Origin of the sequence: secondary endosymbiont of Ctenarytaina eucalypti (assembly GCF_000287335.1) — a bacterium.
Lineage (GTDB): Bacteria > Pseudomonadota > Gammaproteobacteria > Enterobacterales > Enterobacteriaceae.
Map to the genome: position 1 here is coordinate 581,823 of NC_018419.1, position 26,805 is coordinate 608,627.

Consider the following 26,805-nt stretch of genomic DNA (forward strand, 5'->3'; position numbering starts at 1 on the left):
TTTGTTATCTAGATGTGCTGTGTTTTTTTGATACAATACTTTTTACTGATTTATTGTAAATAAAGTTTTTATAATCTTTTCGCGCAGCCGAGAGCGGTTATTCAAAATAGTTGCTCATAATGAATTAATGATTTGCTATTCTAAAAATAGACTATAGTAAAGCTTAATGTGATATAACATTTTTGTTAGTAACACATAAGGCCTGCGATCTCGAATTTCTTAAGCATCTAATTTCAAATGTGATTTTTTACTTTGTTTTTAAAAAATCATACCTCTAGTTGCGTTATGAATATGACGAGCCAGTTGTTTAGTGCGTGATCATTGATATGGCACTTAATGGCCTGAGGTGCTAGCATTCTCTCTAATGCATGTAGGTTTTTCGGAGGTCTTTGCTAGAATTCATTGATGGTACTCTTGGGCTTATTAAGATTACACTATAAATCTCCCGATTTTGTTCTTTTCTCAGACGACGAAAAGGAGGGGTTGAAAACATAATAAGCATCCGCGCGTAGTGAAATTACTCATTAAATCATGAGATCACTCATAGCATCGGATTTAAATTTATTAATAATCGGGCATAAAATTTTGGTAACCGGATATTGAAAAGTACAGAGTAGAACGTAAACGCTATCTAGCAGTAGATGGTCTGGTACATTAAACGCTCCCTGTATCGGCTCAGAAAAAAGCAGCACCATTGCATACACACACTCTGCCGGAGTTAACAATATGAATCCGCAGCCCCCTGAAACATCAGGGATGCCATTGACTAATAGTATTGACAATACATTTTACTGTCATAAAGATTAGCTGAAAAGACAATAGAATTAATTATCACTCAGCTGCCGGGTGCGCAATATTCACCACATACATAACGATATGTGCATCCATTTTCTTGAAAATCAAGATTGGATCAGCAGTCATGATGTTTGGGATAAGAGATTAGATTATCGCCGGAACTTATTAGCTGAAACAACTAATGCCCAGTTGATAATATGCTCACAGCATCATCTGAATCTGAGTCACTATTATACCTTAGGGGGAGGTGCTGATCACACTAGTCAAAGTGCTTAACCGCATTTACTGATGAGAGAAAATGCCGAAAACCATGCGATGCGGACGGAAAAATATTGCCCTACAATCAGACTATGCGTCACATCGTTTGGTTTATACAAGAAACTAACGACATGACTTAAAATGGTCACCGTTTATCTACGACTAGAAAAACATACTGATGCCTATAAATCAATATCGCTACTACCACGAAGCTTGCGCTGCATATCATGTTTTAGGATCTTCTCACCAAAAGGTTCTATTCATATGCCTTGCTCTATAGATGTGTAGCATCATAGGTATGCTGTGAATCTTTGGTAGCAGCAAATAGAGCGTTTTCTAGTGTCAACTAGCCGCATGCCGGGCCGTCAATCCTGGCTTTACTGCTGACTCACAGGCTATTAGTGAGTAAACTTTGGTTTTTATCAAACGCACTTTCTAGTTTTTAACTATCATTTCTCATGCATCAAAGCTGTTTGACGTGCCAGCCATCTATCCATTGCTTACCTGATACCCATTGTGTTTTGCCGTCAATGGTGTTTCATAACGAGTACGCATGCCCGGTTGCTATTACATTTTTGCAACGAGATAATTATTATCTACCGCACGCCTGCTAGGATGCCTGCGACACGTCACTCCCTAATAACGTACGGTAACGGCTGCACGGCTAAGACACTACCGATGTCTTCACGCACACGTAATAAGCTGTCGAGCGCTAAATCTTTCTTCAGTACCGCCTGCACCCAGATACTTCTTTCGCCCAACTGACAGGCCGCCAGTACCGTACCAGTCCGCCGCCAATGATCCCTCATTTTGATCTCTAAATCCTCCCCTGCGGAGGGAAGGTGACTAGCTCTACCTGCTAGCCAGTAGAGAGCACGTTTATTGGCGCCGCGATATTTGGCGCGGGCCACTATTTCTTGCCCCGAATAGCAGCCTTTGCTAAAGCTGATACCATCTAACGCCTGCGCATTAACTGCTTGCGGAATAAACTGCGTGCTATTGGCGATGTCTATAACTGGATAGCCCGCTTCAATATCTAACGCTAGCCATTGCCGGCCGTCATCAAACTGGGCTTGACCTGCTAACTTGTGTTGCAGTGTGGCATGCATCTTAGGAGTGGTGACAAGTAAAAAGCGCGGGGCGGGTAAACTAAAAAAGAGCACCGTAGCATTTTGGTTGTGAGCTACGGGATGCGATGCGTCGGGAACTGTCGTGAAAAGTCTTCTAAGCACAATGGAGGCCTGAAAGCCCGCTAGGCCCAGCAAGACCTCCTCGTCATCGGTTGATATGGTGGTTTTGGAGAAAACCGCATACTTTTTCAATGCCGCAAGCTGGTGCTCGCACACGCTACGCCGTTCAATAAACGCCATGCCTGTCCAGTGATGAAAAATACACACATAGCTAAACATTTTACCCTTGGCATCGCAATGGGCCGCAAAGCTAAAGCGATCAGCGCCTAACGATGCCACATCACAAGTTAGCTGGCCCTGCAAGTATTTTATAGCATCTAAACCATTAATTTTGATCAACACCCAATCACGTAGTGACATTAGTGTCAGCGGTAAATTCCTGGACGGCACTGGAAAATGCCGAGGGCATTGGACTTGAGATGACATGAAATACTCTCATTAATGATTTGAAAACAGGCTATTGGCAGAAAATCTAAGGGGCCTTGCAAGCAGCTCTTACTTCCGGTTTTTTTGGCGTATCGGTTATTAACGCAGCTAAAATCATACGGTAAGTCTTGCGCTCTATCGTTGAATTAAAATGCTCACTTTAGCTAGTGAGCGATAGTGATAAGGCGCTGTATTAATCTAGATGTGACTCATCCCGCTCTTGTTCTAGTGTGCATCCAAGAGGTTACGATAATAATATACTAAGTAATATCAAATACTTAAACTCATAAGGATCAAAAACTTTTTCTTATTTTTCACTAGAGAAACCTTTTAGTAAGGTGTAAAGTGAGCGTCATCAACCAACAGCCTTCCAGATTTTTTGATACATTCACCGTATCGATTCCGGGAGAGTTCGTGCATACAGACTAGCTGCGAAAAAAAGTAACTAGGAGTATAATGTTGGTATTATAATAAGTTTAAAAATTGAGTCAACCACACTACTTATTAGTGGGCTTAGCTAATAAAATAAATACCCCGCGTCATCATTAGTACCGTGGTGATCTCCTGAGATGAGTAAATAACCAGTCACCAACACTGTCTAAAATCAGACTTTCTATCTATGAAGCAATGACTGCTGCTTTATTTATTTATGTTGTTACAACACTGGGCTTTTTAAGATCCTAGTTATACTCAGGATAGTTAGTAACTATAAACTTTTTACTTTGCTATCAGCCTACCTATAAAATTTATTTAGAGGAGGTAACCCTCTGATTTACTAAATTTTTTATTTTTTTGAAAAGCAAATTCTTCATAAGCCCTGACCACATCATTTTCTGTCTCAGCGATCAAAAATTCAGAAAAGTAAAAGCATAAAAACTTTTTATTCAAGAATGTTAGGATATGCTTAAATAGGTTGCGTAGTAGTCAAGGCCCCTAGACACCTTACGGGATATACATAACTGACAGATTTCTTGAGAAAATAACATTTCTTAGAGCATCGATCTGATTTTTCTATATTCACTACACGCATGATCTCTATCGTAAAGTAAAAATTTACAGTCACTAACTGCTTTATTTACAACGAGGCGCTAAAGTAGTTGGGTTTTATTATACACCTATAAATTACTTAGTAAGTCACTTCTGAAGCAACAGAGAAAACATTTCTTAGACAAAGCCCCCTTGGGTTATAACGCTACTTAGATAAGGCCATCCTTACTTGCTAACCCCCCCCCGATGATGAACAAGTGTTTTCCCTTTTCAGGAGGCTTGCTAGGGCATCATCGGCACGATTTTTTAAAAATCTGGAGCTACCGATAAGATACACGGAGAATTCTTTGCTGATTCTTCGAGCACTGAAACAGTTAATAACGGCATAAAATGTCAAAAGATGCTATTGTAGTGATGTGGTATTAAGGGATCAATCACGCTTGTCGCTTATATGCCGAAGCAGTAGGGTTAGGAGTTTTAGCAAGTGCATGATGCTATAAACATAACCATACGCTTGATAACGTAACAGATGCATCCGCATGATACGACAATACCACCTCAAAAGACAGCGGGATGTGGCTAAGATTGCCAAGCCTGGACACAAAAAATCATTTCCAGCACAAGTGCTTAACGGGGCTTCGCTGTCAGAAAGCTAGAACACCGCTCGCCTAAACGTAACATTAGGTCTGCTAGTGACTAGCTAGTAGCAATTCTGGTTTTTAAAAAATAGTTTGATTCTCAACTGACCTCTTACAAGATAAGAGGTAAACCGGAGGCCGTAATCACCCCCTCCCCCAATGAAATATCATAGATAAATAGCATCATTCATCATTTAGATTTGCTAATATCGGCATATGAAGCATATGCATAAGTGCGTCAATGAATGATTGTCAACTATAGTTTTACCATATAGGTTATAGTTTGACATGCATGCAGTGATAATCAGCAGATGCATTAATCAAATTGCTATTTTTTAAAAAACCCTATCAGGTTATGCCGGATGTTTCATGATCTCATTCCTGAGCAACACCTAAATGCCATCTAATATCCTTTTACTGGATGTACAAGATTGCATATAAAGCAGGCCCCTCTGCACGCCAGCGCGGTATGTTTAGACAGTAAGAGATTAAAGGTTCTTCCGTATATAAAGAGCGTCTCAAGACTTTTTTACGTCGATGCACAAAATAGTACTGCAGCTTGTTGCACTGCGGTGCACATGAAAGCTGAAAATCAAGACTGATTGGCGCTCACTATTATCGTGTCGTTTTTCACAGTTCAAGCATAGATTGCAACCTGATCCGGAACCTATCTCATGTCCTATTACTTTCTGAATGGATGTTGAGCAACCCTTTCCGACACGACGAGGCTCCGCACTTACTTAAAAACCTTAGCTTACGTCTTATTCAAGCTAGATATGTCGCGTGCCGCGTTTGGCACTCGCCGTTTCCCAATATTTTTTTCGCGTGAACGTGCTTTATTTTTATCTTTTTCCCGGGGAGTCTGTTTTCCCTTTGCTTTACGCTTCTCCAGAACTTTTTTCGATGGCTTTCCTGTTATTTTTTCTGATAGTTCACGGGTAGTTGGTCGCAATACAGCAATCGTACGCGCTCTTAACAATTTATTAAGAAAACAACTAATTTCACAGGTAATAGCAGATAATCATGCGCTTCCACGAGAGAAATAGCGCAGCCTTTCCTTCCAGCGCGGGCCGTTCTGCCCATCCGATGCAGATGAGCCTCTGGCGTCGAGGGAAGATCAAAATGAATTACATGACTAATATCGTCGATATCTAGTTTACGATCTGCGATATCTGTCGGGCTACCATCACGTTGTATCGGCCACTGGCTATGCCCCCCGTTTGATAGCCTCATTAAGCTCTTAAGCTGAGCAAGTTTCCCTTCCAGATAGCCGTAGGAAATACCAGCATCGCGTAGCCAGGTTACCAACTCATGCAGCCGTTCACGCTTGCGAACGAAAACGATACTTTTATTGATTTCAGGTTTCTTGAGAAGGTAGAAAACTAGCGCGGTTTTATGCGATGGGTTGTCAGCCCGACAGAGTACCATTGTTTAATGCTCATCCGTTCGCAGTGTAACGGAGTGACATCGATTTCCACTGGACCATCTAGAAGACGTTCGGAAAAATTCTTAACCGTATTACCTATTAAGGCGGCAGAAAATAATAGCGCTTTTTTGCAACATCGAGAGGCTGTAATGATCTTCTCGACGTCTTGAGCGAAACCTGTACTCAACATAAGATCTGCTTCGTCCAGAATGAGCGTTTCTGCTTATCGACAGTCAAAATTTTTCCGTGATGTCTTGAATCAACCAGCCGGGGTTGTAGCCACCACTACATCCTGATTTTTACTGAAAACGTTCATATGATTCATATAGGCGACGCCGCCGGTGATAGTATCAATAATCTAGGTTAGTGCGAATGGCCAACTTCTTAGCCTGCTCTTCAACCTGTATTGCCAATTCTCGGGTTGGAGTAACGATCATCACGCGCGGAGGACCAAATATTTTTTTTGTCAATCAATAAGATGCTGCAATATCGGCAGTAGATAAGCTGCAGCTTTTCCGGTGCCAGTTAGAGCGCTGGACCCAATACCTTTGGACCTTTTATAATAGCCGGAATAGCTATAATAGCTTGTATAGCGGTAGGGCAATTGAAGCCTTTCTCTCTCAAGGCGGTCAGTAGGTTTTCGTGTAGATCGAGCTCAGAAAATTGCATTATAGTCATGAGGTATCTCTGGTAAGACGCGAATTATAGAGGGATCCAGCGCAACCGTAAACTATTTACCCGCCTATGTCATTTCGAATAGAACTTTCTATCACATATTGCAAATATATGAGCACATTGCCAAATCGATCACTGCATTCCACTTACTTCAGCTTATTTCGGTTCCTATCTTTCTGGGTATGGATCTTTTTTATCTGTAGGGAGTCGTTGAATAAAAACATTATATATCATCAACTCACAACTCAATAAATATTTTTTATTATGTTAAGATACATGCATGCAGTTAGACCTAATGAGACAATCGTGCACCCAAGATCAAGAATCTTATCTAATAAAATTATAATAGCAGAACAGCATGCCTCTTGATCTTGCAACAAAACCTAATATTTAGTTTGAATAGCCCTTCCTTGATCAAGTAGACAGCACATTTTAAAAAATCAAGATCTCCCATAACAATGATTTAACATTTCTCTTTAGAAGTTTACTAAGAACAGGGGGGCGTTAATCCCGCATTAGACATCAATCCCGCGTAACCTTCGTAGCGAAAAAAGTTTATTTTAATCAACTTATGAAACAGTACTGCGCCTGATGCTCAACTTTGAGTGACGCACCGCGCCTAAGGTAGCAAGATGATGAGCTTTAGTTATAAGTCCTGTAAGCGCATCCCTAACAAATAGAAAAAAATACTGTGCAAGTGAAATATTTTAGTGGGGATGTTTATCTTCTCTGACTGTTCTGTATTTTTATGCAGTCTCATTTCATGCTGACATATTGCAGAGCTATATCCGTTATCTTCATGCAAAGCATAAAAGCTAACTTTTATCGTCGAACTTTTTGCATGGCACTCTATTGCAACATCGATAGAGCGGATATTGCTGGTGCTCGATGCGTTACATCTGGCATCCTGCGTAATTATCCTTCGTATCCAAAAACCCTAAAAATTAATGAGATTTTGGCCTAATCAGCGCCACTGGCAACTCTTACGAGTATTTTAACGAGTCTATAAAATTATGACCCTTTAGTCTGTTAGAGAACATCAGTCTCAAATTAGATAAAAAATCATGCAATGCAACAAAGATTGAGTCTACGTATTAGTTTTTTTCATGAGGATCCCGCCTAAAAACTGGATACCTCGGAGGCTGACGTAAAGACTTTAGAGATTATGGTACCGCCAAACAGCACTGCGTAAATCAAAAAAACTGATCTTTCCCTCTGAAGACCCTCTAACGTGCAATCATCAAGCTATCATTAACAAATAAAACGTTTATTTTCACGATCATGACACCGATCTTGAAAGCATGGGGCGCACTATGGTGCGAGTGCGATGAATGTTCATAGACTGCTGCTTTCCTGAGAAGAACAAGGCATCGAAAGGATAAAGAAGTTCTGAAAAGCGACGGTCCGTAGCTTTGAGTATTAGCGAAAATTGAAAAGTGCGATAGCGACATATTTCGCTAGACTATCCGATAGAAAAACATAAAAGGAAGACTAAAGCTTCCCTTTTATGTTTCTTGATTAACGACGGCATTGACTTTGTGATATATTTTTATGCTATAATTTTAGCAACAACACCTGCGCCAACAGTACGTCCGCCTTCGCGAATTGCAAAACGCAAACCTTCATCCATGGCGATCGGAGCGATCAGATTGACAACCATCTTAATATTGTCACCAGGCATCACCATTTCAACATCTTTCGGCAGTTCGATAGTACCAGTTACGTCGGTGGTACGAAAGTAGAACTGCGGACGGTAGCCTTTAAAGAACGGCGTATGGCGACCTCCTTCATCTTTGCTCAAAATATATACTTCTGCTTCAAATTGAGTGTGTGGTTTAATCGATGCTGGTTTAGCCAGGACCTGGCCTCGTTCCACGTCGTCACGCTTAGTTCCGCGCAACAGTACACCTACGTTTTCACCGGCTCGACCTTCATCCAGCAATTTACGGAACATTTCAACGCCGGTGCATGTAGTTTTGATGGTCTCTTTTATGCCAACGATTTCTACTTCTTCACCGACCTTAACAATACCTCGCTCTACACGCCCCGTCACCACCGTACCCCGACCAGAAATAGAGAATACGTCTTCGATGGGTAATAGAAAAGGCTTATCAATGGCACGTGCCGGTTCCGGAATGTAGCTGTCTAGTGCTGCTGCAAGTTCAATAATTTTCTGCGTCCACGCTTCGTCACCCTCTAAAGCTTTCAGCGCTGAACCGCGGATGACTGGTGTTTCATCAGCCGGAAAATCGTACTGCGCCAGTAGTTCTCGCACTTCCATTTCCACTAGTTCTAAGAGCTCTTCGTCATCAACCATGTCGCATTTGTTCATAAATACGATAATGTAAGGCACGCCGACCTGACGACCCAACAGTATATGCTCTCGGGTCTGTGGCATCGGACCATCAGTAGCGGCAACCACCAGAATCGCGCCATCCATCTGGGCTGCACCAGTAATCATGTTTTTCACGTAGTCAGCGTGCCCTGGGCAGTCTACGTGCGCGTAATGTCGGTTTAGAGTATCATATTCTACATGCGAAGTATTAATGGTAATACCACGGGCCTTTTCTTCAGGAGCATTATCAATCTGATCAAAGGCGCGCGCGCTTCCGCCGTAAATCTTGGCAAGAACGGTGGTAATAGCGGCAGTCAGGGTCGTTTTACCATGGTCAACATGACCAATAGTACCAACGTTAACATGAGGTTTAGTGCGTTGAAACTTTTCTTTAGACACGGCTATATTCCTTACTCTTATACTCTCAAAAAGGGGTGAGAGTACACGATATTAATTGTAACCCGTTTAAAACGTTCTTATTTAGCTCTTCGGGTTTCGATAATGGCCTGAGCAACGTTATTCGGTGCTTCATTATACTTCAGGAACTCCATAGAGTACGAAGCACGCCCTTGAGTCTGTGAACGCAGATCAGTCGCGTAACCGAACATTTGAGACAAAGGGACCTGCGCACGCACGGTTTTACCGGTCGTGGTGCCTTCCATGCCGTCAATCATACCGCGACGACGGTTTAAGTCGCCAATCACATCACCCATGTATTCTTCGGGCGTTTCAACTTCTACTTTCATGATAGGCTCCAGTAGCACTGGTTGTGCCTTTAGAAAACCTTCCTTAAACGCTATGGAGCCGGCGATCTTAAAAGCCATCTCCGAAGAGTCGACTTCATGGTAAGAACCATCGAAGACAGCTACCCGCACGTCTACAATCGGGTAGCCGGCTAAGACACCACTTTTTAGCTGTTCCTGAACGCCTTTATCCACTGCCGGAAGGTATTCTTTAGGAACTGCACCTCCGACGATTTCGTTTAAGAACTCGTAAGATTTACCACCAGGCTCCATCGGTTCAAGACGGAGCCATACGTGACCAAACTGACCGCGACCACCTGACTGGCGAATAAATTTACCTTCTTGTTCTACAGTAGAGCGAATCGTTTCGCGGTAGGCCACCTGCGGCTTACCGACATTGGCTGCCACTTTGAACTCGCGCCGCATACGATCGACTAGGATTTCAAGGTGCAACTCGCCCATACCGGCGATAATAGTCTGACCAGAGTCTTCATCAGTCCAAACACGAAAAGAAGGGTCTTCCTGTGCCAAACGCCCTAGAGCCAGACTCATTTTTTCCTGGTCGGCTTTAGTTTTTGGTTCCAGTGCGACCGAAATAACTGGTTCCGGAAATTTTATACGTTCAAGAATGATGGGAGCAGACGGATTACATAGAGTATCCCCCGTGGTTACATCTTTTAAACCGATAGCTGCAGCAATATCGCCAGCGCGCACTTCCTTGATTTCTTCACGTTTATTTGCATGCATCTGTACGATGCGACCGAAACGTTCTCTCTTGTCCTTGACCGAGTTCAGCACCGTGTCACCGGAGTTAACTACACCAGAATAGACGCGGAAGAAGATCAGATTTCCGACAAATGGGTCTGTGGCGATTTTGAATGCTAGCGCTGAGAACGGCTCATCATCCCTAGCATGGCGTTCAGCGTAATTTTCGTTGTTATCAAGTACAACCTTGATAGAAGCAACATCAGATGGCGATGGTAGGTACTCGATGACAGCATCTAGCATCGCCTGAACCCCTTTGTTCTTAAACGCAGAACCACAGGTAACTAGAATAATTTCGTTATTCAAAACGCGCCGGCGTAGACCATTTTTGATATCACCTTCAGTCAGCTCTTCACCACTCAAGTATTTATTCATCAGCTCTTCAGACGCTTCAGCTGCAGCTTCAACCATATGCTGGTGCCACTTATCAGCCAGCTCGATCAAATTAGTAGGGATCTCTTCATAAGTAAAACTGACGCCCTGATCTGCTTCGCTCCAGTTGATCGCTTTTTTCTTCACCAGATCAACGATCCCTGTAAATTTTTCTTCGGAGCCGATAGCCAGTTGGATTGGAACTGGATTACCAGCCAGACGGCTTTTCAGTTGCTCAACCACGCGCAGGTAGTTAGCGCCCATACGGTCCATTTTATTAACGAATGCGATACGTGGCACTTTGTATTTATTTGCTTGGCGCCATACGGTTTCAGACTGCGGCTGCACGCCACCTACCGCACAGTAAACCATTACAGCACCATCAAGTACACGCATAGAGCGCTCTACTTCGATCGTGAAATCAACATGTCCTGGGGTGTCAATAATGTTAATCCGGTGCGAATCAAACTGTTTAGCCATCCCGGACCAGAAACAGGTGGTCGCGGCAGACGTAATGGTGATGCCACGTTCCTGTTCCTGTGCCATCCAGTCCATAGTAGCTGCGCCATGATGGACTTCACCAATCTTGTGGTTGACGCCAGTATAAAATAGAATACGTTCAGTGGTGGTTGTTTTACCCGCATCGATGTGTGCACTGATACCAATGTTACGGTAGCATGCGATGGGTGTTATACGAGCCATTTCAATCCTCGATTACTGGGGTGTTCATTTAGAACCAACCTGGCGCTCACAGCTAATGAGTGTCTGCCGCATTAGCATGACTACTTAGGCAAGATTACCAGCGGTAGTGGGCGAATGCTTTGTTGGCATCTGCCATACGATGAACCTCTTCACGTTTCTTCACGGCAGAACCTTTGTTGTCTGCAGCATCGAAAAATTCATTTGCTAAGCGCACAGCCATAGATTTATCACTTCGTTTACGAGCGGCCTCAACTATCCACCTCATTGCCAGCGCATTGCGGCGAACCGGCCTAACTTCTACTGGCACCTGATAAGTAGAACCACCAACACGGCGCCCTTTAACCTCTACAATCGGGCGAACATTGTCCAGGGCAATTTCAAAAGCTTCTAAATGGCTCTTTCCTGAACGCTGAGCTAGGGTCTCAAGAGCAGTATAGGCGATTGCTTCTGCGGTAGATTTCTTACCGTCTACCATTAGTATGTTAACAAATTTAGCTAGAAGTTCGGATCCGAACTTCGGATCCGGCAGGATTTTACGTTGACTAATAACGCGACGACGCGGCATGGAAAGACTCCGTTTCTAATTCAGAATAATTCAAAAACTCTATGAGTTCTTTGACGATATTAATAAAGTTTCTTTCCTTACTAAACGGAACAACATTAATCTTTTGGCTTCTTTACGCCGTACTTAGAGCGAGCCTGCTTTCGCTCTTTTACACCAGAGCAATCAAGGGCGCCGCGAACGGTGTGGTAGCGTACGCCTGGCAAGTCTTTTACACGACCGCCGCGAATTAGGATCACTGAGTGCTCCTGCAGATTATGACCTTCACCACCGATATAGGAAGTGACTTCAAACCCGTTGGTCAAACGAACGCGGCACAATTTACGCAATGCGGAGTTCGGTTTTTTTGGAGTAGTAGTATATACGCGCGTACATACGCCACGTTTCTGCGGGCAGGAGTTCAGCGCCGGAACGTTGCTCTTAGCAACCTTCATAGAGCGCGGTTTGCGTACCAGCTGATTAATCGTTGCCATTTAATAATGCTCCTGAATTTTACTGCGTAACCATGTAACGCATGCCCCTCGTGATGCCAATGGTAAAAGTACGAGGAACGAGAATTTTATGACTGACCGGCTGCAAGTGTCAACAAATATACAAATTACTTTAACTTACCAGGCCATCTGCTGCGACTGCTTTTCAGTCAGACTCACAAAATCGTTATAACTGATAATACCGATATTCGGCGAAAAATGCATTGTCAACCCTCTGGCAACAATATCGTTTTCAAGTGCATGTAGCGCCAGAGGCGATGAAATCAGGGCGCCTTCGGCTGGTGAACCACGCAGTCCGGCGATCACGCCATCGGACAGCAGGAGCAGATCATCTCCGGGCCACGCTATACGTAGCAGCGATAGCAGATCACATGCATAGGGAGAATGGCTCAGGGTATACAGCACGGACATCTCTCTCTAGAGTTAAAACGTCAATAGAGTATCGTAGGGTGCCAGATGCTGTCGCCACTGAGCTGCCGATACCGGCTCGGCAGCGAGCACCCAACTAGATCCGACATCTAAGCCGCGCTCTTCCACCGAATCAGCGCAGAGATAGACTCTATCGATATCATAGATGGACAGAAGACTAAAGGTAGCGATGAAGTCACGCGCTAGAATTTGCTCTGGCTGCTGCTGCGGCAATAGTAGAAAGACTCCATCGGAGATAAAAAATACGCCGATATTTTCAGCAAGAGCCGAGGTTGCTAAGAGTGCGTCAAGTCCTTCCCGTCCAGCAGCATCGCCGTGTGGCCCATGCGTGAAAATGAAAGCAATGTGATTCATAGGACCTTAAAACTGAATAAAGCGATCACAACCGAGCACCGCCTGCGCTAACGTTCCCAGGCCGCTGAGCTCAAAACCTGGTTGAAGATTGTCACTCCCACATTTCAAAAGCGACGCCTGTAAAGCATCAGTAACGCCGCGCCGCAAAGCTGCAGCCGCACAAACATGCAGGCCCACCCGATACCGATGCGCTAAATCGCACCATGCACGCACTAGATCCATCTCATCGCTGGCGGGGGCGGTAAGACGATTGGCGTTAGTAACGCCTTCTTGATAAAAAAACACAGTATTGAGGCAGTGACCGCAGGCTAGCAGCGCTAGGGCGAACTGTAGTGCACTACTAGCGCGCTGATTTCCAAAAGGCGGGCCGGTGACCATGAGGCAGTAATCTAGACTCACTAATCTTATCCTAATCAAAGAAAAAATATAAACAAATTGTAGATACACGGTGTATTTAGAAACATTCAGCCTATCAGCAACCGGATTAATAGATCCTGGATCTCAAAACACTCTTGCTCATAAATAGCAAGCACGATCTGCTGATGTTTGATGTTGTTAGAGACGCTACCATCAACGTTGAGCTTTTTAAAAACATACTTCGGCTCTCTAAGCCACCAGGGCGTTCGCGGATGATAAAAACAACACACACTCGTCATATCCGGCGCTGCTAGAGGGAAAGTGCTTGCTTAATCTAAGAAAACAGCGAATAAAGATTGGGATCCATCTACAGGAACCCGTCAGTCTCTTCTTGCGTCTAGCGATAGACATGGTGAGCTATTGTATCAAGATCTTAATTACAGCATGAGTCAAATAAGTGCAATAACTCTACATGTCATCACTCCCCATATCATCCATCAGGCATTGCCTAAAATTTAGAATCAGTTCCCGCACTGACGTCCGGTGTCTTCGTCATTAGAGACACGAAAGGCAGAATATCTTCGTTGCTCTTTAAGGAAAGAATCATAAGCTCGTTATATCTTTCAATGAGCAGCCTAAAGGCATCTAAAATAACCTTATGAGAAACTGTTGCACTTCATGATCTACTTCGCTGAAAAAATACGCGTTTAGTAAATACAGCTTAACAGTCTTAGAATGTAGAAGAGATATAGGCATCTAGAAATACCTGCCAACGACTATTAATCTACAGCTATCGTATCAAAAGCTTTGATTTATAGTGCTTTTATTTAGTCTAGCAACTTCAGTAAACGCTGTCCTTGTATTTAAGAGCTGTGATTATTAGTCAAGGATGCTATCCGTCTTCACCATCGCCATAGGTAAAAGAAGCTGTGGTGGGCCAGGTAAAAAGACTATACTGTGAGGTGATCTGAGCGCCCCATGATTTACGAGAGGCCTATTTAAGATAATGAAAGAACGATTTTGGCTGAAAGACAGAAGATGGGTTGATCTTTAGTGTCTCAACGGCTTTCTTGAAAAGTGCATATTAGGCAATTGCTGCTTCAGGCTTACTACATATATTATAATTAATAATGTTTATGACATCGCTAATGATGTGGATTAATGCATGGAAAATGAAAACCCGCTCTCAGGCAGGGGATTACTCTAACGGAGTAAATAGACGCATCAGCTATATTCTACTGCTCACTGGATAAAAGAAACCGCTTTTCAAAAGAGCTAAAGATGGTTTTTACTCAGAATCGCTGTTATCCATCAAAGTGGTCATATAAGCGTTATAAGCTCTTTAGTGAGAATGAAAAGAGGATATAATTTTTCGCGCTTGGGACTGGATAGGATCGCATTGACTGCATATGTAAAATAATTGAAGGTGGAGCTAAAATTTGCGTACTATGATTTGAGAAGTCAAACCTACGATGACAGTTTGCTGAATAAGAATGTGAAAACATGCAATGCAATTCCGGAGTAATACCTGATGACACTTAGCTGTATACGTTACAGTTCCAGAAGACAGGACACCCCGGTAGCATGGGCTCAACAAATTCATTATTCAGGTGTAAGATGCATATGACAGTAGATAGGCAGACATATGCAATCATTTATATAGATTTATCGCACATATGAACTGCTAAACAATGCATGTGCTTTTCTGAGTTTAATAAAACAACTCCTCACCGGTAGATCCGGAAGGCGTCAGCTAATGATGCTTGCAATACACATATATGTTATGATGCTTCCTTCAGGGAGAAATAAAGCGGCGCGCCCCATCACGGCAGTGCATAGCATATCTTCCATCTTTTTACTATGAGCACACCTACACGATAAAATAGTAGCAGCTGAGAACAGCATGCATGATGCTTAGATAAAAGCCGTTAATTATTGCACCAGCCCTCATGCTTTGCAGAAAACCCTGTTCGGAGTCAATACACGTTCGAATGATCATCTGATTTTAGGTGATTTAGATGTGCCCGGAGGCGAGGCGTTGGTAATAACCAAAAAACGCGCCTGGATTACAGCATAAAGTATGCTGCACGCTGTTCCCGGCGTATATAGAAATATTTTGCTAACTTGCAAAAAAACGGGCGCATCTGCAACTCCTTCCTAAGGGCTCAATAACATACTTGTACGTTTAAGCAATACACTAGCGCACTGCATTAAAAACAGACAATGTCTTCCTTAAAAAACAACATCTAATAGCACATAATATTGCGATTCAGACTCGCCTTGCACTCAAGATGAATCCTCTTAATGCCTGCACAGTATTGCACGGTCATAAACGTTCTTTAGATCACTCATGGAGACTACTAAATCCCATGCATCAACAGCAATGCATGACAGACCACGGGGCACTCATTCGGCTCATTCAGCAACTAGAAATAGTCTATAAGCGCTTTTCTTGCAACATTGGTTCTTGTCTCTATGACTTTCTGATTTACCTAAAAATATCGTAAGACTCATCTCTAGCACTAACGATTTCCCAAGCAACCTGCTGGCAAAAGAGTGCAGGCAATATCTTTCAAAAAATAGAGACGTGATTATGCAAAATTATGATTTTTATGTATCCTTAAAAACTTTGCTGCATACCACTAACGCAGGGAATGTTTTCTCTGCCGTCAATAAGAAAAGATTTTACCAAAAGAGAGAATCAGTTAAACTTCACACTTCTAGCCACGATCATAGAGTCTATGATGACAAAAATACTCACCTGGAGTCATACTCTCGAGAAAGAAAAAAACCTGCCTTACTTTCAGGAAACGCTGGCTTTTGTCGCCAGGGAACGCGCAAAGGGCATTATTGTCTATCCACCGAAAAAGGATGTATTTAATGCTTTACGTTTCACGGAGTTGAATGCGGTAAAAGTAGTAATCCTCGGCCAAGATCCGTATCACGGCCCCAATCAGGCCCATGGCCTCGCTTTTTCCGTAAAACCACACGTCCCCGTACCGCCTTCATTGCTCAATATCTATAAAGAACTTGCTAGGAGCATCCCCGGCTTTTCCATGCCTAAACATGGCTGTCTACAGAGCTGGACGGAACAAGGCGTCATGTTGCTCAATACCGTGCTGACCGTGGAAGCAGGAAAGGCCCATTCCCATGCCCATCTAGGTTGGGAAACTTTTACGGATCAGGTCATTCAAATACTGAATACATACCGTGAGGGAATCGTGTTTTTACTGTGGGGTTCTCGTGCTCAGGCAAAAAAAAAGATCATTGACCCTAAACGGCACTATGTGCTTAAAGCAGCGCATCCTTCTCCTCTTTCTGCACCGCGCGGCTTCTTTGGCTGTGATCATTTTTCCCGAACTAATCTCCTGCTACAACACCAAGACCAAAAGCCTATCGATTGGATGCCAGCGCTAATAGTCATTTAACGGTGGCTGAATCCTTCTCTGCGCATCTAATTAGTAAAAAAAGATAGTGTTCTTGTGGTCCTCAGGGCCCAAAGAAACACATAACCGGGTCGCGTCAACGACAAGATAAAAAAGTAAGGTAGGTAACACATTATGGGCGTCTTTACAAGACATAGCGCGAGAATGTGATAATATAACGTATGATTATGAATCTCCTGATCGTTAAGTTACACTATTTCATCTGGCTTTTCTCTCTCATATCTCTTTGAAAGCAGCACTATCAGCTTTTTGCTTTTGATACCACAACCATCGCGGGTCGGATCAGGCGGCCATGAAGCGTATAGCCTTTTTGCATCACCCTCATCACTTGATTGGGCTCGTATTCGTCAGACTCCATCAGGGTCATTGCTTGATGTATGTCGGGACTAAACGGGACGCGCGTATCGCCCACCACATCAAGACCGAACTTACTTAAGGTATCCAGAAATGCTTTCAGTGTCAGTTCAATTCCTTCAATAGTTGCCGCTAACTCGCTATTGTTTTTGTCCAACATAACTAGCGCGCGCTCCAAGTTATCGATCACCGGTAATAGTTCCACAGAAAAACGTTCGAGCGCAAACTTATGGGCTTTCTCAACATCCTGCTCACTTCGGCGGCGCACGTTTTCTATTTCCGCTTTAGCGCGTAGCACGTTATCGCGCTCGCGCTGTTGCGTTTGGGAAAGAGCGGCTTCTAGTTCCAAAATACGCTCGTCTCTCGGGTCTAAGATAGAAGGCGTTTCTAGTATCGCTTCCGCTTTCTGCTCTTGCTCTAGATCAGTCTCTTGTGAGACTTGTTCGTCAAGGGTGTTCTCTTCTTTACTACTCATAATGAGCGTTCTCCGCGGTTCAGTATTATTCTCCCTAGTCCGATTATTATGGGGATGAATAGTAGGGATTCAATAGATGACGCATAATGAAGCTTGTAAAAATACGTCAGGGCGAAACAATCAAATGACTACCCCCTTTCACACTATCGGCATCATCGGACATCCGCGTCACTTGAATGGACTCGCCATTCATGAAATTCTTTACCACTGGCTGAAAGAGAAACTATATCAAGTAATTATAGAAAATCAGATCGCCCACGATCTGATGTTGAATCAGGCTATAAAAGGTAGTGTGGCCGATATTGGCCAGAAAGCCGATCTAGCGATCGTGGTAGGTGGTGATGGTAACATGCTGAGCGCAGCGCGCATATTAGCGGATTATGATATCAAAGTTATTGGCATCAACCGGGGAGCTCTTGGTTTTTTAACCGACCTAGATCCCGACTCAGCGCTTATGCAATTATCCGACGTACTAGCGGGGCACTTTCGTACGGAAAAACGCTTCTTGCTCGAAGTGCAGGCCTACCGAGACAATGTCTGCGGGCGGCTAAGCCGCGCCATTAACGAGGTGGTCTTGCATCCTGACAAAGTGGCGCATATGATTAAGTTCGAAGTGTATATTGATGACGCTTTTGCGTTTTCTCAACGTTCTGATGGCCTGATCATCGCCACACCAACCGGATCTACGGCGTATTCCCTCTCTGCGGGTGGACCAATACTAACGCCGCCAGTGGATGCGATCGCGCTAGTACCAATGTTCCCGCATAGCCTCTCCTCACGTCCGTTAGTTATTCACGGCAGTAGTACTATACGCTTAAAGTTTTCTCAACGAACCCCGGCTCTCAAAATTAGCTGTGATAGTCAGATAGCTTTGCCTATACAGGAGGGTGAAGAGATTTTTATCCGCCGAAGTGAGCACTATCTCGATTTAATTCATCCAAAAGATTATAATTATTTCAATACTTTAAGCAGAAAGCTTGGCTGGTCGAAAAATTATTTGAAATTTTAACTAGAAAGCTTCACGTGATTTTTTGAAGCAAGTAGAGCTCATTGTCTATGGTCGCTAGTCAGGCTATTATTAGTGCTGCGGACACTGTGTCCCCTTTTCTACCCGAGTACTACGGCTCAGTGCCGTGACTGTTGCCGTCGCCTCGACTTCCTGTGAATTATATGGTGACTCAATAGTACCTCAGACTCAGAGGAGCGACCCAAAAATATTTGGAACGGAAACCGAATTTTCTACGCTAGTAAAGAGGCATGTGATCGCCTACTATCTTTTCCTAAAGATCATGAGCGCGGCTCAGATACCGCACTGCAGTCATGTGATGGTGCTCGGATAGCAGGGAATGGCACTAAATATTGCATACCCCACCACGGCACACTCGGTAGCGATATTCCTTCCTAAATAAGAGATCATAACAATAACGTGTTTCATGAACATAGTCAGTCGACGACTCTCTTATTTTCGGATTTCTTGGTTTTATAAAAACCGATCGAATGCGGATAAAATAAATGACAAGCCCACTGCAGCAATAGCACTATGATGCCAGAAATCTGCAAAGAAAATTTTATGCATAGCGCACGCAACCGCTAGATATCAGCTTAGGTTATGTCCCGTTTTTTAGACACCCTTTAGCGGAATTATTGTGCTCCTACACAAAACATTATCAGCCCGTTATTAGTAATGAATAAATCAGTTATTTCAGAATATGTTATTATGTGCATACTAAGCGATATTGTCTTTTTTTTGATTCCTAATCCTAGCATAATCTGGGCGTCTTAGTGGTCACTTAATTAAGTGTAAAAATCGAGTCAACAGAGGTATTTCTACAAACTCGTACGAAAGGTCGAAAACTTTTCGTATCATTAATAATATGTTGATGCAATAGCTGAGATGTATAGTAGTTGGGCACGTTATCTCCCAAAAGTATCCTCTTTCGATGCAGGGATGCTTAACTCATGCATCTAGTTTGTCAAAGTCGAGCGCAGCTCTAGGGTCTGGTTCTACGTAGACCCGCCAGTAACGTTAAATGTTTTCTTTCTCATCAGCGATAAATTTACAGCGATATCTCTAAGCAGCCCATCCGCTGCTGATCTAAAGTCTTTGTTTATTCAACACCGTATCTATATATGAGGTGATTTGCAAGCCCTATAGATCTAAAACTCCCCTTGTTCGGTTTCAAACACTTCTGAGTGTTATCTCTAAGTCTATGTGACGATAGTGCGCGCCGGTAGGCTAGTTGATAGTCCTGCGCATACCGCTTGAAAGCACTTCTACTAAAGAATGCCGCGCATGATCCGCTTTACGAAACAACACCTACGGCTGGCTCTGCAGACCTTGCGCGCTCTATTTTATTCAATCAATCCTTCTGGCAGAAGGTAAGTGCTTTCTGCTGAGCAAGCCACATATAGTCACTTATATAGTATCGATGACTTTACATCTGTCGCACCTGGGTGCGCGTATCAACACTTTCTTTTCGTTTATGTACACTTAACAACATAAGAAGCAAGCGCTAGAATATAGTCATTACTTTTTTAGTAACGATCGTATCTACGTTAGTAGTTATCTTTTCTGGGTGCTCCTGCGTTGCTTCCCGTCGGGGAAGGGCATCTCCTTATTGGAGCTGGGTTGCACAAAGCTCTGCTCTAATGATCGGCAATCTGCATGCATGTAGATCATCGGCCTTTTGTTTAACCTATCCGTCGGGATCGAAGGAATCACGTACATCTGTTATCTTTAGATATATCATTAATAAATTTAGAGCAATACACGCATCAATGCATCGTTGTCTGCTGCATTCGCCACTACTATGTCTGTCCATCCCAATTGATGAGCAAGTATGGCTAAACGTTTGCTCACTACTATCAGACGGCATTGCGTCAGCCAGGCTCGACAATAATATGTCGGCATTAAAGTATAAAATTGTTGTAACATTTCACCACTGGTTATCACCAGTGTATCTATGCCCAGCATTCGAATACGCCGCCCCTGCTCTTCGCCATCATAATGTATTGGACTTCGACGATAGCATTCGCAATAGGTAGTCTGCACGCCGCGCTGACGCAAAGTCTGTTCGAGTACCTCCCGACCACCATTACCACGTAGGATTAGCGCGCGCTTACCATTGATGCGCTCTAGCGCGGGCAGTCGAAGCAAATCCTCGCTGGTTTCTCCCTTATCGGGGTAGCTAACCCGCAATCCAATGAGTGTATACAGCCGTAAGCTAGTACTGCGCCCTACGGCATAATACTGCAATTCGTCGGGCCAACTGACGCCCTTCTGTGTTAGCCAGGGGTGGGCGTAGTTGATTGCATGCTGTGAGACGATAAAGAGTAAATCGCCGGAAGATAAATCAGCGAGCCGTTGCGGAAGATGCGGTAAATCATACCCTGGGGTAAAGTTGATAAGCGGCAGGTGCCACGCGGTTTTTCCTCGAGCGTGAAGCTTCCGCACCAGCTGTTCACCTGCAGGTGCTGGTCGGGTGACTAAAATGCTCATTGCGGCTCTTGAGCATGATACACTTGAGCCAAAATGGTCCGGGCGCCGCGATCCAGCAGCTCCTCGGCCAGGCGTAGGCCAAGCTGCTCTGCCTGCTCTATCGGCACGCGCCCTTCAGTACGGATGACGATACTACCGTCCGGCGACCCCACTAGAGCACGAAGCCATACTTCATCGCCATCTAGCACAGCATAACTGCCTAGAGGCACCTGGCACCCGCCCTGTAAACGGCCGTTCATTGCGCGTTCAGCGCCCACGCACAAGGCAGTGTCCCTATGATGAAGCGGAGCCAGTAGTGCTAACGTGTTGATGTTATCCAGCCGACATTCGATGCCAAGCGCCCCTTGGCCGATCGCCGGCAGGAAATCGGCCGGATCGATAGCCTGACGAATGCGATCCCCCAGACCTAGGCGCTCTAAGCCAGCGACCGCTAAAATAACCGCATCAAAATCGCCTCGATCGAGTTTCGCTAACCGAGTGCCAATATTGCCTCGCAGATCGCGTAGCTGAAGATCAGGACGGCGAGCGCGAAGCTGACACTGCCTGCGCAAACTTGAAGTACCGATAATCGCGCCAGACGGCAGCGCATCAAGACTAGGATAGCGTGGGCTAACAAAGGCGTCGCGGGGATTACCGCGCTCGCACAGTACACAAACTCCAAGGCCATCAGGAAAAGATATGGTGAGATCCTTCATCGAATGCACGGCAATATCAGCGCGCTGTTCCATCAGCGCCCATTCCAATTCCTTCATAAATAATCCCTTGCCGCCGATCGTTGCCAGCGGGGTGTCTAGGATCGTGTCGCCGCGGGTGACTAGAGGCACCAAGGGAACTTGCAAATGAGGGTGATGTCGCAGCAATGCATCTCGCACGTACGCCGCCTGACAAAGAGCTAGGGGGCTCTGACGGGTGGCAATTCTGATGAGATTGTCTTGCATAGTCAGTACCAATGTGGCTATTCACAAATAATCATAACACCAATAGTACAAACTATCATTTTTCAAGGCGATTGAGCAAACTTGAAAGGAAAAAAGGAATAACAATCTACTCTTAAGGAAAGTATTATGCTCTATGAGATGTTTCTTAACTTTCCTTTACGGTCCATCAATGAGATGTTAAATTTAGCACATTTTCAGCATGCGCCGGTCTATAAAGCCGCCACTTCAGTACGCCGTCTCGGGTAAGAAATAAGTTTCTCTAACAGACCGGGGTAATCAAAACAGACGTCTTGCGCTTCTACATCCAGACCTTGCAACAGAGACTAGATGCGATTAACCAACTGCGGGTGGATCGCGCGTTGGCGGCCATGGGGCCGGACTTTCAAAAAGTGTACAGTCTACTGTCAATTTTACTACATTTTCATCACTCAATGCTTCCGGGCTACCTGGACGGTAATGTGCCCCACGGAATCTGTTTTTATTCTCCCGCAGCAACTCATAGCGCCTTGCTTGACAATATCAGTCGCCAGGCTGGAACAGTGATAGCACCCCCGGATAGTAGCGAACGGCCGATCACGGGCGTTTATTCTATGGGCAGCACCTCTTCTATAGGACAGAATGCAAATTCTGATCTTGACATCTGGGTATGCCACCAGTCCTGGTTGGATAAAGCAGAACGTGCTCAATTGCAGCGCAAGTGTGATTTACTAGAGCAGTGGGCAATACGCCAGGGCGTAGACGTCAACTTATTCTTGATAGATGAAAACCGTTTTCGCCATAAAAAAAGCGGGAGTGGGGGCGATGAGGACTGTAGCGCTACCCAGCACATCCTTCTTCTGGATGAATTCTATCGAACTGCCGTTCGGATGGGCGGTAAGCGTATTTTATGGAACATGGTGCCGGGCGCCGAAGAGACTCATTACGACGAATATGTTTTATCGCTGTACTCCCGCGGCGCACTAACACCAAACGAGTGGCTCGATTTGGGCGGACTCGGCCCCTTATCAGTGGAAGAGTATTTCGGTGCCAGCCTTTGGCAATTATATAAAAGCATTGACTCACCTTACAAGGCAGTAATGAAAACACTGCTTCTAGAGGCCTACTCCTGGGAGTCTCCCCATACTGAACTGCTGGCGATGAAGAGTAAACAGCGTCTACATGACGGAGAAATTGTTTCTTTCGGACTCGATCCCTACTGCATGATGTTAGAACGGCTAACATATTACCTAACCCAAATAAACGACATGCGGCGTCTAGATATGGTGCGACGCTGCTTTTATCTGAAAGTGTGCGAAAAATTATCGAAGGATCCAACAGGCGCTCCCTGGCGCCGTGAAATCTTGACACAGTTAGTTACTAGTTGGGGTTGGGGTGAGGCACGACTGAAAATGCTAGATGATCGTGTGAATTGGAAGATAGGCCAAGTGCGTGAGGTGCATAATGAGCTGCTAGACGCTATGATGCAGAGTTACCGAAATCTGATCTAATGCACACCCACACAACCACTTCAGCATGAGCGCAAGCCCGGAAGGATATAGGTGTGCTAACCTGCAAGCTATGCGAAAGCCTGTGAAGCGACGACAGGCAAAGTGAAGTTACTTCACAATCCATAGAGCTGATTAAATCTGTCGGAACCGTACTTGACGTAAACACACCCCTATCAGGGGGTCGATTCAATTCCTCTAGACGCTATTGATCTAACCTATCCCCGTCGATGGACAGGATCAATCACCATGAGCCGCTAAAACATAATCGCTATCGCAATCAATTATTAGCCTTGGCCTGGCGTAACGAGTTGTTAACCTGATCGCCAGATGTATCTTCAGAAAAGCAATGCCTACGATAACACCATACTGAATGCAATGATCTCTTATGTTACCCACTACTTTCTATGACGCATGTCGATACCGACACCAGATAAACTCTATAGCCCCTCCGCAATCTGTCATGTAGCGATTATTATCAATCCAGCGCGCGCTCTAATAGTAGCATTTTATAACTAAGTTATGCATATCGATTGTCGTAATCTGGACGTTTTCGCTTCAATCAGCATCGGTATCATTTGGAGAGTATCGATCTATTCTATCGCAACACTTGGCATAAAGTGCACATTTCGCATTTCCCCGGTAAGCAGGTAGCGTTGTCGGAAGGGGATGAATAGACATGCGCAGTAAAACACATCAGGACGCCCCTCGAAATCAGGCAGAGATCTTCTGTTATAGTGAGCATTTACGCCGGCCTATTCCCAGCCCGGATTCAGATATTGGTTTGCAGATATATCGAGCCACCTCCCTTTTAATCAAAAGGATAATTTATAATGCAATCGCGTAATGTAACGGGACAGAACCGCTGACTTTTTATCTCCTGAGTGTTGGTGTACAGCAAATAAAAAGCTTCGTAGCGTTATGCAGGATGATCGCTAACAATACGCTGCATAGACACTCGTCATGCGGATCGTGGTCAAGAAAATCACTTCTTCACCTTTCTTTGAAAGAATCGCATTTTTAGAAAGCATGTTCTAAATGCTACTCTCTGGATACTAATTTGTTGTATAAAGTATGAGGAGCATGACTTCTTTCATATAGGTGTTAGAAAAAACAATGATCGTTGTTGGTGCCCGGCGTTCTTATAGGGGATAACGTCATAATTCTACATTATAGAGAACACACGCATCACAAGACCGACGGTATATTATTGGCTGCTTTAACACACTCTCACTCTCGCCAAAAAGTTGGCGTAAACAAGAGCAATAAAGTAAATACCTCGAGACGCCCGAACAGCATTGTCAGAATAAGAATCCACTTGGCCATTGTATTCATGGGGGTAAAATTATCAGCTACGACCCCTAAACCGAGACCAAGGTTGTTAAGCGTTGCCGCTACCGCTGAAAACGCAGAAAAATTATCGACGCTGGTGGCAATTACTGCGAGCATACTAAGAAAAAACACCAGCACATAAGCAGAAAAAAACCCCCACACCGCATCCAGCATCCGCTCTGGCAGCGCCTGGTGCCCTAATTTAATAATGTAAACGGCGTTAGGATGTACTAAACGCTTAAGTTCTCGCGAGCCTTGTAAGTATAGTAGTAGGATGCGCACCACTTTTAATCCGCCGCCGGCAGAACCAGCGCAGCCACCTATAAATGCTGAAAAAAGAAGTAATATCGGCAAAAACAGGGGCCAATGGGCAATACTGTCGGTAGTAAATCCAGCTGTAGTCGCTATCGATACTACCTGAAAGAACGCCTGGTTCAGCGTTTGCATGCTCGAATCGTATACATTGTAGCGCCATAGAATCAAAATGCAGACCGCCACCAGCGTTAAATGTACCGCAATAAACATGCGAAATTCAGTATCTCTCCAGTAGACTTGTAACGTGTGGCTGCTCAGAGCGGCGAAATGTAAACCGTAGTTGCAACCCGATATCAGTAAAAAGACAGCGACAATTGTATTGATAAGCGGGCTACAATAATAACCGATGCTCGCATCATGGGTGGAAAAGCCGCCAATCGCAATCGTAGAAAAGCTGTGGCCTATCGCGTCGAAGGCTGGCATACCAGCCACCCACAGCGCTAACGCGCAAGCAATCGTCAACGCAAGATAGAGAAGCCATAGGGTCTTAGCAGTTTCTGCAATACGCGGACGTATTCTATTCTCTTTTAGAGGGCTTGGCATTTCCGCACGATAGAGCTGCATGCCGCCAACGCCAAGCATTGGTAAAATTGCCACGGCCAAAACAATAATCCCCATGCCCCCAAACCACTGCAGCATTTGCCGGTAAAATAAAATTGCGTGGGGTAAGGTGTCTAGCTCAACCAGTACGGTAGCGCCTGTAGTAGTTAGCCCTGAAAATGATTCAAAAAAAGCATTAGTCACCGATACATTGGGATGTGCGGAAAACAAAAACGGTAAAGCGCCTACGCTACCTAAGACGGTCCAAAATAAGACCACAATGAAAAATCCTTCTCTAGATTTTAATTTGCTTTTCTGGCAACGGTTAGGTAGCCACAATACGAGCCCAATAGTCTGCGCGAAAAAAAATGTCTTTGCGAATGCGCTGCCAGCACCGTCCCGATAGATTAAGGCTACCAAACCAGGAATAATCATGGTCACGGAAAATAAAATGACAAGAAGACCCACTATGCGGGTTATGGTGCGAAAATGCATATCTGCACTATCCTTAATGCCTTGTTGAATAAAGTAGAGTATTTGACTCGTTATCCTCTAGCAAGACGATTGTTAGGCGCTATGAGAAGTATTCAGCAGCGTCTAATAGACTAATACTCCGATTAAGCGCTGTGGCCATTACGGTCATATTACCTACCTGGGAGCAGATCATAGATGCATAGATACAGATGAGACTACCCGCTAGTTTTCCTCAACAGCACCGGTTTTTTCACCTAGTGAACACCATTAATTAATTACTGTATTTTTTCAGATATGATGACTATCTCTGAGATCCTCTTTTGCAATCCTGGGGATAACCTAAGGGACTTAGGCTAATCAATATCTCATATAGCATCGCAACAGGATAAGCAGCATTATTTTTCCTGGCAGGGATTTTTGAATAAAAACAACGCAGTGCATTG

At 44.3% G+C, this 26,805-nt stretch carries 14 protein-coding genes and 2 pseudogenes; 3 read left to right on the top strand and 13 right to left on the bottom strand.

All coding sequences use genetic code 11. From position 1 onward, the window contains the following. Positions 1-1,682: 1,682 nt before the first annotated feature. The 9 genes and pseudogenes from ygfZ to tusD form a co-directional block, all read right to left on the bottom strand. The gene (ygfZ, locus tag A359_RS01640) at positions 1,683-2,669 is read right to left on the bottom strand and encodes a tRNA-modifying protein YgfZ (RefSeq protein ID WP_014888093.1); all 987 of its coding nucleotides are present in this window, start codon (positions 2,667-2,669) and stop codon (positions 1,683-1,685) included. A gap of 2,379 nt (positions 2,670-5,048) precedes the next feature. Further along, positions 5,049-6,398: pseudogene (srmB, locus tag A359_RS01645) on the bottom strand (ATP-dependent RNA helicase SrmB). A 1,546-nt stretch (positions 6,399-7,944) separates the two neighbouring features. Continuing rightward, entirely contained in the window at positions 7,945-9,129 is a 1,185-nt protein-coding gene (gene tuf / locus A359_RS01650; protein ID WP_014888098.1) for an elongation factor Tu, read from the bottom strand. 77 nt (positions 9,130-9,206) lie between these two features. Next, a complete protein-coding gene (fusA, locus tag A359_RS01655) occupies positions 9,207-11,312 on the bottom strand; it encodes an elongation factor G (RefSeq protein ID WP_014888099.1) in 2,106 nt (701 codons plus the stop codon). Positions 11,313-11,406: 94 nt separating this feature from the next. Further along, positions 11,407-11,877, bottom strand: coding sequence for a 30S ribosomal protein S7 (gene rpsG / locus A359_RS01660; RefSeq protein WP_014888100.1), 471 nt, complete (start codon positions 11,875-11,877; stop codon positions 11,407-11,409). Between the two features lie 95 nt (positions 11,878-11,972). Further along, positions 11,973-12,347, bottom strand: coding sequence for a 30S ribosomal protein S12 (rpsL, locus tag A359_RS01665; RefSeq protein WP_014888101.1), 375 nt, complete (start codon positions 12,345-12,347; stop codon positions 11,973-11,975). Positions 12,348-12,482: 135 nt separating this feature from the next. After that, positions 12,483-12,770: a sulfurtransferase complex subunit TusB gene (tusB, locus tag A359_RS01670; protein WP_044104707.1), complete on the bottom strand. Its 288-nt coding sequence runs from the start codon at positions 12,768-12,770 to the stop codon at positions 12,483-12,485. 18 nt (positions 12,771-12,788) lie between these two features. Further along, a complete protein-coding gene (gene tusC, locus A359_RS01675; RefSeq protein ID WP_014888103.1) occupies positions 12,789-13,148 on the bottom strand; it encodes a sulfurtransferase complex subunit TusC in 360 nt (119 codons plus the stop codon). Positions 13,149-13,154: 6 nt separating this feature from the next. Next, positions 13,155-13,526, bottom strand: coding sequence for a sulfurtransferase complex subunit TusD (gene tusD / locus A359_RS01680; RefSeq protein WP_044104493.1), 372 nt, complete (start codon positions 13,524-13,526; stop codon positions 13,155-13,157). Positions 13,527-16,249: 2,723 nt separating this feature from the next. On the opposite strand from tusD, the gene ung reads away from it, so the two are divergent. Continuing rightward, the gene (ung, locus tag A359_RS01685; RefSeq protein WP_014888105.1) at positions 16,250-16,933 is read left to right on the top strand and encodes a uracil-DNA glycosylase; all 684 of its coding nucleotides are present in this window, start codon (positions 16,250-16,252) and stop codon (positions 16,931-16,933) included. A gap of 259 nt (positions 16,934-17,192) precedes the next feature. Here ung and grpE read toward each other — a convergent pair whose 3' ends face one another. Next, positions 17,193-17,780, bottom strand: a complete 588-nt coding sequence (grpE, locus tag A359_RS01690) for a nucleotide exchange factor GrpE (protein ID WP_014888106.1) — start codon at positions 17,778-17,780, stop codon at positions 17,193-17,195. A 124-nt stretch (positions 17,781-17,904) separates the two neighbouring features. On the opposite strand from grpE, the gene nadK reads away from it, so the two are divergent. Beyond that, the gene (nadK, locus tag A359_RS01695; RefSeq protein ID WP_044104710.1) at positions 17,905-18,789 is read left to right on the top strand and encodes an NAD(+) kinase; all 885 of its coding nucleotides are present in this window, start codon (positions 17,905-17,907) and stop codon (positions 18,787-18,789) included. Between the two features lie 1,749 nt (positions 18,790-20,538). Here nadK and hemD read toward each other — a convergent pair. Next, positions 20,539-21,279, bottom strand: a complete 741-nt coding sequence (gene hemD, locus A359_RS01700; RefSeq protein ID WP_014888108.1) for a uroporphyrinogen-III synthase — start codon at positions 21,277-21,279, stop codon at positions 20,539-20,541. Further along, positions 21,276-22,217, bottom strand: a complete 942-nt coding sequence (hemC, locus tag A359_RS01705) for a hydroxymethylbilane synthase (RefSeq protein WP_014888109.1) — start codon at positions 22,215-22,217, stop codon at positions 21,276-21,278. The genes hemD and hemC overlap by 4 nt, the downstream gene beginning before the upstream one ends. 290 nt (positions 22,218-22,507) lie before the next feature. Between hemC and A359_RS04560 the strand changes: the two are divergent. Next, positions 22,508-24,501: pseudogene (locus A359_RS04560) on the top strand (class I adenylate cyclase); the annotation flags it as partial. A gap of 430 nt (positions 24,502-24,931) precedes the next feature. Here A359_RS04560 and trkH read toward each other — a convergent pair. Next, the gene (gene trkH / locus A359_RS01715; RefSeq protein ID WP_014888113.1) at positions 24,932-26,383 is read right to left on the bottom strand and encodes a Trk system potassium transporter TrkH; all 1,452 of its coding nucleotides are present in this window, start codon (positions 26,381-26,383) and stop codon (positions 24,932-24,934) included. Positions 26,384-26,805: the final 422 nt, after the last annotated feature.